Annotated in this window: 7 protein-coding genes; 3 read left to right on the top strand and 4 right to left on the bottom strand. The window is 35.1% G+C overall.

Annotation, left to right across the window (positions count from 1 at the left end):
• Positions 1-120: 120 nt before the first annotated feature.
• Complete coding sequence (locus DRF58_RS17125) at positions 121-1494, bottom strand: hypothetical protein (RefSeq protein WP_116037109.1); 1374 nt, start codon at positions 1492-1494, stop codon at positions 121-123.
• 20 nt (positions 1495-1514) lie between these two features.
• Complete coding sequence (gene gyrA, locus DRF58_RS17120; protein WP_116037108.1) at positions 1515-4106, bottom strand: DNA gyrase subunit A; 2592 nt, start codon at positions 4104-4106, stop codon at positions 1515-1517.
• A 147-nt stretch (positions 4107-4253) separates the two neighbouring features.
• Between gyrA and DRF58_RS17115 the strand changes: the two genes are divergently transcribed.
• Both DRF58_RS17115 and DRF58_RS17110 read left to right on the top strand, forming a co-directional pair.
• On the top strand, positions 4254-4568 hold the full coding sequence (locus DRF58_RS17115) for a DUF4286 family protein (protein ID WP_116037106.1): 315 nt from the start codon (positions 4254-4256) through the stop codon (positions 4566-4568).
• 214 nt (positions 4569-4782) lie between these two features.
• Positions 4783-6417: an ABC1 kinase family protein gene (locus tag DRF58_RS17110; protein ID WP_116037105.1), complete on the top strand. Its 1635-nt coding sequence runs from the start codon at positions 4783-4785 to the stop codon at positions 6415-6417.
• Positions 6418-6538: 121 nt separating this feature from the next.
• On the opposite strand, the gene DRF58_RS17105 is transcribed toward DRF58_RS17110, so the two are convergent.
• Positions 6539-7777, bottom strand: a complete 1239-nt coding sequence (locus DRF58_RS17105) for an MFS transporter (RefSeq protein WP_116037103.1) — start codon at positions 7775-7777, stop codon at positions 6539-6541.
• 214 nt (positions 7778-7991) lie between these two features.
• Here DRF58_RS17105 and DRF58_RS17100 point away from each other — a divergent pair, with 214 nt between their 5' ends.
• Positions 7992-10196, top strand: a complete 2205-nt coding sequence (locus DRF58_RS17100) for a polyribonucleotide nucleotidyltransferase (protein WP_116037101.1) — start codon at positions 7992-7994, stop codon at positions 10194-10196.
• Here DRF58_RS17100 and DRF58_RS17095 read toward each other — a convergent pair.
• Complete coding sequence (locus DRF58_RS17095) at positions 10182-10541, bottom strand: NAD(P)H-dependent oxidoreductase (RefSeq protein ID WP_245955558.1); 360 nt, start codon at positions 10539-10541, stop codon at positions 10182-10184. The two genes, DRF58_RS17100 and DRF58_RS17095, sit on opposite strands and share 15 nt — an antisense overlap.
• Positions 10542-10674: the final 133 nt, after the last annotated feature.

Raw genomic sequence — 10674 nt, 5'->3', positions numbered from 1 at the left:
AAAACAAACTAATTAACTAATAATCAATAGGTTGAGTTCTTTTATTTTTTTGGTGAAAAAAAATAAAAAGTCGGAAGAAAAATCTTCCGACCATGACTAGCCAATTGGCTTCCTTTTAGATTATTTCATTGCAGCTTCTTTAGCCTTGAACTCGTTATACTTTGCAGTATTCTGAGTTGTCATATACATCCCTTTTAGAAGGGTTACAACCTCTTTGTTGTTAGGATCGTTTGCATACATTTTTTCTGCAAAAGGTAAAGCTTTTTGGAATCTAGCTCTTCTTTGTTCAAGAACTTTGTTCGCTTCATCTATTTTTCCAGCTTTTTTCAAGTCTCTGTATTGGTTGATTGCAGCTTCATCTTCTCCAAGAATTGCAAAAACCAAATTGTTCATTGCATTTGGGAATTTTGGATCAATATCAACTAATTTTTTGAAAGTAGCCTCTGCTTCAGCTTGTTTTGCAGGATCTTTACTCAACATTACTCCAAGATTATACAAGCTTTCTTTGTCGTTTGGATTAGAAGTAATTTTTGTTTTTAAGTTATTTATAAACTCGTCTGTTTTACCAGATTTGAAGTAAGAATTGCTTTGTGTCTGCGAAAGAGATTGGTTTTTAGGGAATTTTTTAAGTCCTTCTTCTGCCAATTTTCCTGCTTCGTCATATCTTTTTTGTTCAAAAAGTAATGATGCCGCAACCTCATAAAGTTCCTCTTGTTTGCTTGGTGTTTTTTCGGTTTTGAAATCCGTATAATCCTTAGTCTTTTTATAAAGATCAAAAGCTGCTTTGTCAAGCGTTTCTACTTGGCCTGTTTTAGTATTTTTGGCAGTATAAACCGTTTCTTCGCCAGTGTATCCGTCTTTGATTAAAGATACAAGAATGTCTGCTCCTTTAGACTTGTTGTCGGTTGACTGTGCATAAGCAATACCAGAGTAGTATAGATAGGTTTTATTATCTTGATCTCCTGCTTTTAAAAGATAATACGTTTCAGCGAATTTTTCTCCAGCTTTGTCATAGTTTTTATTTCCGTATTCTTTTGTTGCTTCGGTACTAGCCGTTTGTAGAAGAGCGTTTACGTTACTTCTAACTTTTTCGGATAAAGAAGGCGAATATTTTTCTTCTTTCAAAGATAATCCAGCTCCGAATTTGTCAGCTGCTTCTTTTCCGACAAAATAAACCTTATTTTTTCCCGCATCTTTTCCTGTGAAAATAGCTGCAGAACTAAGGCTATTAATTTTTGAAAGATATTCTGCTCCTTCAATATTTTTTCCTGCTTTGATTAGTGATAATCCTTTTGCATAATAATATTGCTCAAGAACAGATGGTTCTAATAAATAAGTTTTATCACCAAAAATACCTTCAGCTTTTGAAATTTCTGAATTAGCCGTTGAAAGATCTCCAGAGTCAACTGCTTTTACAGCATTAGCGATTTCTTTTTTCTGCGCCCATACGAATGTTGCAGACAAAATAGCTAAACTTAAAACTAATTTTTTCATTTTATAAGTACTTTTAATTTTTATTCGTTGTTGTCAGAAGATTCTTCAGTGTTTTCGTTTTCAGAATTGTTCTGATTTTCTTCTGTTTGAGATTGGTTGACGATTGTTTCAGTGTTATTATCTTCATTTTCAAGGTTTTCTTCGTTTTCATCTTCTACATCTCTGTCCATTTCAACTTTTGCAATGGCAGCAATCTCGTCCTTAGCTTTAAGGTTAATTACTTTCACACCTTGAGTATTTCTACCCATCACGCGCATCTCGTTCATATTCATTCTGATAGCAACTCCGGACTTGTTGATGATCATCAATCCGTCTTCATCTGTTACACTTTGAATAGCGATTAGATTCCCTGTTTTTTCCGTAATGTTAAGCGTAATTACACCTTTTCCGCCACGGTTTGTTATACGATAATCTTCAACTGCTGTTCTCTTACCATAACCTCTTTCCGAAACTACTAAAACAGTATCGTTCTCCAAGTCATTTACAACAATCATACCGATAACCTCGTCGTTATCTTCAAGAGAAATACCTCTTACACCAATAGAACTTCTACCAACTGCTCTTGCTTTTTCTTCAGGGAAACGGATACATTTACCGTTTTTGGTCGCAATCATAATCTCAGAATTTCCGTCTGTTAATCTTGCACCTAATAATGCATCATTATCACGGATTTCAATAGCATTCACACCATTAGTTCTTGGTCTAGAATATGCTTCTAATGAAGTTTTCTTGATGGTTCCATTTTTGGTAATCATCACCACATTCATTTGGTTGATATATTCTTGATTCTTAAGATCTTTTGTTCTGATATAGGCTTTGATCTTATCATCTGGTTCTATGTTGATCAAATTCTGAACAGCTCTTCCTTTTGCGGTTTTGGAACCTTCTGGAACTTCGAAAACTCTCAGCCAGAAACATTTCCCTTTTTCTGTAAAGAATAGAAGGTATTCGTGGTTGGTTGCTGTTACGATATATTCAAGGAAATCCTCATCTCTTGTAGTTGCGGCTCTGTTTCCAACACCACCTCTGGATTGTACTTTATATTCTGATAAAAGAGTTCTCTTGATGTAACCAGCGTGAGAAATCGTCAAAACAACTTTTTCATCAGGAATGATGTCTTCGATAGAGAATTCCCCACCAGAATAATCGATTTCGGAACGTCTTTCGTCGCCATATTTTTCTTTGATTTCAAGAAGTTCGTCTTTGATGATTTGATAACGTCTTGGTTCATTAGAAAGAATATCTTCCAAATCCTTAATTAAAGCCATTATCTCTTCATACTCCGCACGGATTTTGTCCAATTCCATTCCCGTTAGACGAGCTAGACGAAGGTCTAGAATGGCTTGAGCTTGGATTTCTGATAATTCGAATTCGGTAATCAAACCTTCTTTTGCGGCGGCTGGATTTTCGCTGTGACGGATGATTGCAATCGCTCTGTCAAGAGAATCCTGAGTTCCGATGACTTTCATAAAGCCTTCAAGAATGTGAGCTCTTTCTTTGGCTTTTCTTAGTTCATATTCGGTTCTTCTAACAATGACTTCGTGACGATGATCTACGAAATGATGAATTAGATTTTTTAAATTTAATTGTTCTGGTCTTCCTTTAACTAAGGCAATGTTATTGACTGAAAATGAAGTTTGTAGAGAAGTATATTTGTATAGAAGGTTTAATACAACATTTGGAATTGCATCATTCTTTAATTCGTAAACAATTCTTAAACCAGTTCTATCAGATTCATCACGGATTTCGTAGATTCCAGGAAGTTTATCGTCCTTTACCAATTCGGCTGTTCTGGCAATCATTTCTGCCTTGTTCACTTGATAAGGAACTTCTGTTACAATAATTGCATTTCTGTTTCCAATCTCTTCGAAACCAACTTTTGCTCTTAGAACTATACGTCCTCTTCCTGTGTGAAAAGCATCACGAACACCATCATATCCATAGATGATTCCACCAGTTGGGAAATCCGGAGCAATAATGTGCTTCATTAACTCATCAATTGTGATCTCTCTGTCATCGATATAGGCGCAGATTGCATCAATACTTTCAGATAAGTTGTGTGGCGCCATATTCGTAGCCATACCAACTGCAATTCCGGAAGTTCCGTTAACTAAAAGATTTGGGATTTTTGTTGGTAGAACAGTTGGTTCTTGTAAAGAGTCATCAAAGTTATTTTGAAAATCAACTGTTTCTTTATCTAGGTCGGCAAGAATCTCGTCTGAGATTTTTTTAAGTCTTGCTTCTGTATAACGCATTGCTGCAGGAGGGTCACCATCCATAGAACCGAAGTTACCTTGCCCATCAACTTGCTCATATCGCAAACTCCAAGGTTGTGCCATTCTCACCATTGCATCATATACAGAACTGTCTCCGTGCGGGTGATACTTACCTAAAACGTCTCCAACGATTCTGGCAGATTTCAAATGTTTTCTATTTGAAAATACATTGAGACCATACATACCGTAAAGAACACGTCTGTGAACGGGTTTTAAACCGTCTCTTACATCTGGTAAAGCTCTTGATACAATTACCGACATCGAATAATCGATGTAGGAGGTTTTCATTTCGTCAACAATGTTGATCGGTATTAACCTTTCTCCTTCCTTATGCATAAATATTTTTAATTTATTGTAAATCAGAAATCTACATTAGATTCTGACCCGTTGAATTTTTCTTCTTTTTATAACGGGCTAATTTACAAAAAAAATACGATTTTTGCAGTCTGAATTTATCAACATTAATCATAAAAAATTAAAAATATGAGCATCCTTAGTATAACATTTCATACGATCGAAGATAGAATAGAAGAGTGGGACATTTACGTAGAAAATGATCTTCATCAGATGGTTAAAAATCTGATAGATGTAGAAAAATACATCCTATCGGAAGTTCATTCGGATATGATCAATGAAGGGAAAAATACCAATCTTTTTCTATGGTTTGATAATGATCAGATACGCGATCAGTTTATGGAAAGCGAATTGGTCAATCTTGAGGAAAGAATTGCACAAAAATTCGGTCCCGAAGTCATGATTTTCCCGACTTTTCTTAATCCAAAAAAGAAGAGGTTTTAAACAGAGCTTACTTAGATTTTTTTAACCACAAAAGTCACAAGTTTATATCTTTCTTAAGTTTTGTCAAAGTTCAAAAAAGTTTTTTTTAAAGTTGGCTGTTTGTTCTTTTCCAGATTTTTTTAGATTTTATTTTGTGACTTTTGTGGTTCAATGATTTTCTAGACAGTAGGAATAATTTTTGGAGTTACTTTGTAGCTCCTTTATTTTTATCAATATGTTCGACAAACAACAACGAAAACTGAAAAGATCTGCCAAATTAATCTCTGTTCTAAGCAAATATGGATTCAAGGATTTGATTGCAAGAATGGGAAAAAAACCAGAAGTGAATTCTGAAGAAATTGTTTCTAAAAGTACAATTTATGAAAGGATCAGATTGGTTTTGGAAGAGTTAGGGCCGACTTTCGTAAAGTTGGGTCAGACATTCAGTAATCGGGAAGATTTGTTGCCAGCAGAATTGATTCAGGAGTTGCAGAAACTTCAGGATAGAGTGGAAGTTGTCGAAATGAATGTTGAAGAAATTCTTGAAAACGAATTCAATATTTCTGTCAAAGAACATTTTTCAGAAATTATCACAAAACCTTTGGCGACGGCTTCTATTGCACAAGTTTATAAAGCGACTTTGATTTCTGGCGAAGAAGTAATTCTTAAAATCAAAAAACCTGATGTTTTATCAGTCATTGAAGATGATTTATTGTTGATTAAAGATTTAATAAAACTCATTTCAACTTATTCCGAAATAGCTTCAAAATTAAATTTGAAACAAGCTATCGCCACTTTTGAAAAGTCTTTGTTAGAAGAAGTTTCGCTAGTAAATGAAAGAAATAATATCAAACAATTTGCTTTAAATTTTAAAAATAATAAAGAAACTTATGTTCCGAGTGTTTATGACGAATTTTCCAATAATAATGTCCTCTGTATGGAGTTTATTGATGGAATAAAGGTTACAGACAAAACAGAACTTTTAAATAACAATATCGACCCAATCAAAATTTCTGAAGTTGGTTTAAGGCTTTTTGTTTCTCAGATTTTGGATTTTGGATTTTTCCACGCTGATCCTCACGCTGGCAATATTTTGGTTAAAAAAGATGGGAGAGTAGTCTTTATAGATTTTGGTGCAGTTGGGAAAATCCAGCCAAATGATAAGGATATTCTTGAAAGTCTTATCGTTGCTTTTGTTGCGAAAAATTCTAATAAGATTGTTCGTTATCTCAAAAAAATGGCGGTCAGTTATGAGATTCCAGATGAGAGGAGATTTGAAAGCGATGTAGATGAAGTTCTTGATTTTGTTCACAGTAGTTCTCTTAAAGACATCGATCCTCATATCATCATTAATAAAATGAAAGATGTTTTAAAAGATAATCGAATTTATATGCCAGATTATTTTTATCTTTTATTTAAAGGAATTGGCTTGATAGAAGGTGTTGGAAGAAGCATTAATCCTGACCTTGATATTGTAAAAAGCCTTCGTCCTTATACTAAAAAGATATTAACGAGAAAGATTAGTCCAAAAAAACTGTTCAAGAACGGAATGGATAAGATGATCAATTTCACAGAAAATGTGGATGAGATTCCAAAAGAATTGCGTTCTGTTCTTCAGAAGCTGGATGATAATAAATTCACTATCTCGAGTGAAATTAAAAATATTGAGAAGACTAATCAACTTATCAAATCAAGTATTATCAATCTAATATTAGCAATGGTTTTAGGAGCTAATATCATTGCAACCGCAATCGTTTTTGTTTCAGAATCCGGACCTAGAATTGGAGAGATGTCTCTCGTTGCTGTTCTAGGATTTTTACTTTCTGTTATTTTAGTTGCAGTATTATTATTAAGAATTGCTCGGAAATAACTTCGGATAAGTTTATTATTGTACACTTTTGTTAATTCAATATTAAGAGAGTGCTAGTCTATTTTAACAAAATGTTAAATTTAGTTAAAGACTTAACTTCATTAATTTTATATGACTGGAATTAATTGGTCTCCGCCGGTTTTACATTACCAGTCTCTTTCAAGAAAAATGAAATAATAACAGTTCCAAAAATCCCAATAACGAAAAATAGTAAAGAGTGCTGAAGCAGGGAATTATCATTTAAACCAATTGTAAGTTTAGAACCAAATAATTTCGAAAACAAAGGTGCTAAAAGTGTGGTTACTCCAAAAGTTAAAAAATTAATGGCACCAGCTGCACTTCCTTTTACTTTGTCAGGATTTACTTCTTTGATGATAGAATAAGGAATCATTGCTGCACCAGAACCAATTCCTAAAAATAAAAACGAAATATTTTCTGAAACCAAATCCGGTAGATAAGATAATTGTAAGAGACTAACAGCCATCAAAATTGCACCTCCAACGATTACAGGAATTCTTCTTTTTATCTTGTCGGCAATCCAACCTAGAAGTGGACATCCAATTGCCCATCCAATAGGAACTAATGCACAAGCTACAGTGGCACTTTCCAGAGATATATTTCTTGTCTTTTGTAAAAAATTAACACCCCAAATCATTGCGAAAATCGTTGTTGGAGCAAACAATAAACCCGAAATCAATCCGCATAAATAACTTTGCGGATTACTAAAGATAATTTTATAGTTGTCAAAAATATTTTTTTGTTTTTCATGATTTTCACTAACTTCAGATTTAGGAATAAAAAGAAGTGCTAATAATGCTAATATCAAAGAAGCTGCACCAAAAATAATCCAAATACTACTTACAGAATTTCCACTAGATAAATAACTGTTGCTTAATTTCTGTCCTGCAGACCCACCTAACATTCCCAAGGTTTGTGTGATTCCGATAGCTGTGGCAAGATTTTTCCCTGAGAAAGCTTTAACCGCAATATAAACTGCAGCAGGAAAAGCCATAGCAGATCCCATGCCTTGCATCAGTCTACCAGCATATCCAACATCATAATAAGAACCTCCGAAAAGTAAACAGCCTATAGCTAAAACCAATATTCCGAAAAAAACTGGTTTTTTGGCTCCGTACCTGTCGAGGAATAATCCGGCAGCAAGACTGGTGATGGAGTAAGTGATGTAATAGGCGCTTATTAAAGAGCTTATTTCCGTAGAGCTGGTGTCGTAATTTGTTTGAAGATTACCAATCATCACGCTAGGTGACGAGCGAATAGCATATTCTAAAGAGTAAAATAATAATGCTAAAATCCAAGAGATAAAGAAAGGATTTTTAAGAAAAGAAGTTTCGTTTTTCATAAGAAATATTCGAGAAGTAAAATGTAAGATTTTTACTTGATTTAAAGAGATTCATAAACCTCTTTTGATTAATTGTTATGTAAAAATAGGGTATTAAAATCTATATTTCGATGGATTTTCAAAAAATTAAAACAAAAAGACTAATTTTGCAACAAATTTTAGACGAAATACATTAATTAAAAGTGCTCAATACGGAGCGCAACACAAACAATTTATGAGTGCACCTCAAGCAATTACAGAGCTGATTACTCTTGCAGACGGCAGAGAAATCACAATCGAAACAGGGAAACTGGCAAAACAAGCCGACGGATCTGTAGTAGTAAAAATGGGCGGAACGATGCTTTTAGCAACCGTTGTAGCCAACAAAGAAGCCAATCCCGGTGTAGACTTTCTACCTTTAACAGTTGATTACAGAGAAAAATTCTATGCAGGTGGTAAAATCCCAGGAAACTTTTTCAGAAGAGAAGCTCGTCCTTCAGACCAAGAAATCCTTACGATGCGTTTGGTAGACAGAGTTTTGAGACCGTTATTCCCTGAAGATTTCCATGCGGAAGTTCAGGTAATGATTTCATTAATTTCTTATGACGGACAGTCAATTCCTGATGATTTAGCAGGTTTGGCGGCGTCTTCAGCGATTGCGATTACCGATATTCCTTTCAACGGACCAATGTCTGAAGTAAGAGTGGTAAGAATCGATGGTCAACTTTCTATTAACCCGAAATTCGAAGATCTTGCAAAATCTGACCTTGATATTATGGTTGGAGCAACTAAAGATTCTATCGTAATGGTGGAAGGTGAAATGAAAGAAATCACTGAAGCAGAAATGCTTGAAGCGATTACTTTTGCTCACGAAGAAATTAAAAAACAAGTAGAAGCTCAGGAAAGATTAGCTGAAAAAGTAGGAAAATCATTCCCTAAAAGAGAATATAACCACGAAAATCACGATGAAGCCATCCGTGAGAAAGTGTGGAAAGAAACTTATGATAAAGTTTACGAAGTAGCAAAAACGCCTTCAAGCAAAGAAGAAAGAGGTGAGAAATTCAAAGCGGTACGTGATGAATTCTTGGCTCAATATGTAGAAAATGCTGAAGAATTAGAAAGAGTAACGCCTTTCGTAAAAGTATATTACCACGATGTAGAAAAAGAAGCGATGCGTCAGATGATTTTGAATGACAAAATCAGACTTGATGGTCGTGATCCTCAAACAATTCGTCCAATTTGGAGCGAAATTGATTATTTGCCAGGAGCTCACGGTTCTGCAATTTTCACAAGAGGAGAGACTCAGTCTTTAACAGCTGTAACTTTAGGTTCAGTTAAAGATGCGAATATGGTGGACAGCGTAATGGTAAATTATGACGAAAGATTCTTCCTTCATTATAACTTCCCGCCGTTCTCAACTGGTGAAGCTCGTCCTTTGAGAGGAACTTCAAGAAGAGAAGTTGGTCACGGAAACTTAGCTCAAAGAGCTTTGGCAAATATGATTCCTGAAGAAAATCCTTACACCATCCGTGTAGTTTCTGATATCCTTGAATCTAACGGTTCATCTTCTATGGCGACTGTTTGCGCAGGAACTTTAGCATTGATGGATGCAGGTGTTCAAATCAAAAAACCAGTTTCAGGTATTGCAATGGGATTGGTAACGGATGTTAAATCTGGGAAATTCACTGTACTTTCTGATATCTTGGGAGACGAGGATCACTTAGGTGATATGGACTTCAAAGTAACAGGAACTGAAGACGGAATCACAGCTTGTCAAATGGATATCAAAATCCAAGGACTTTCTATGGATATTATGGAGAAAGCGCTTCTACAAGCTAGAGACGGAAGACTTCATATTTTAAATAAAATCACTGAAACAATTGCTGAACCAAGAGAAGATGTGAAACCTCACGCTCCGAAAATGGTAATGATGGAAATCCCTAAAGATTTTATCGGTGCTGTAATCGGGCCTGGTGGAAAAATCATTCAGCAGATGCAAAAAGATACCGATACTGTTATCGCAATTGAGGAAGTTGGAGAAATCGGAAGAATCGAGATTTCTGGTGTTAGCAGAGAGAAGATCAATGAAGCGATTGCGAAAATCAACGAAATCACTTTTGTACCGGTTGTAGGTGAAGTTTATCAAGGTAAAGTAGTAAAAGTAATGGATTTCGGAGCTTTTGTAGCGATTGCTAAAGGTACCGAAGGATTGCTTCACATCTCTGAAATCGAGTGGGCAAGACTTGATAAAGTTCCTTACAAAGAAGGTGACGAAGTTGAGGTGAAATTTATGGGTTACGATGACCGTAAAAAAATGAAACTTTCAAGAAAAGTTTTGTTGCCAAGACCACCAAGACCTGAGAAGAAAGAAGGTGAGCAGAGAGCTCCAAGACCGGAAGGTAATAAACCTGAAAATCAAAATCCTTCATCTGAAGCTTAAGATTTTAATCTTAATTATATTAAATCTCTCGAATATTCGGGGGATTTTTTTGTTTGAATAGTCTTCTTTAAATTTTGCAACCAGCTCAGGTGACCCATTTTTTTCGACATCGTGAAAATGTTGGCTTGGAAGAGGTTCTAATCCGCAGAAGGCATTCATTCTGTGAAATGGGAAAAATACACCATCATCAACACTTTTGCCTTGGAAAAATTCTTCGGGAATAGTAAACGCCGTATCCGGTGCATTCCAAGTGCTGGTGATGAGATATTTTCTTCCCTGCATCAATCCTCCGGTTCCATAGTTGCGGAATGGGTTGTCTGCTTTTCTTCCTTCACTGTAATACATACCTTTTCGATGCCCAGCTGTAAACACTTTATCAACTCGTAGTGCATTATTAAATTAATTCAATTTTAAGTCTATTCATTTTTCTACTGAAAACAAAAACATTTACAAACTGAATGAAAGTTAATGCTGTTAT

Source organism: Epilithonimonas hispanica, assembly GCF_003385395.1.
Classification (GTDB): domain Bacteria; phylum Bacteroidota; class Bacteroidia; order Flavobacteriales; family Weeksellaceae; genus Epilithonimonas; species Epilithonimonas hispanica.
This window is presented reverse-complemented; position numbering and strand designations above follow the sequence as displayed.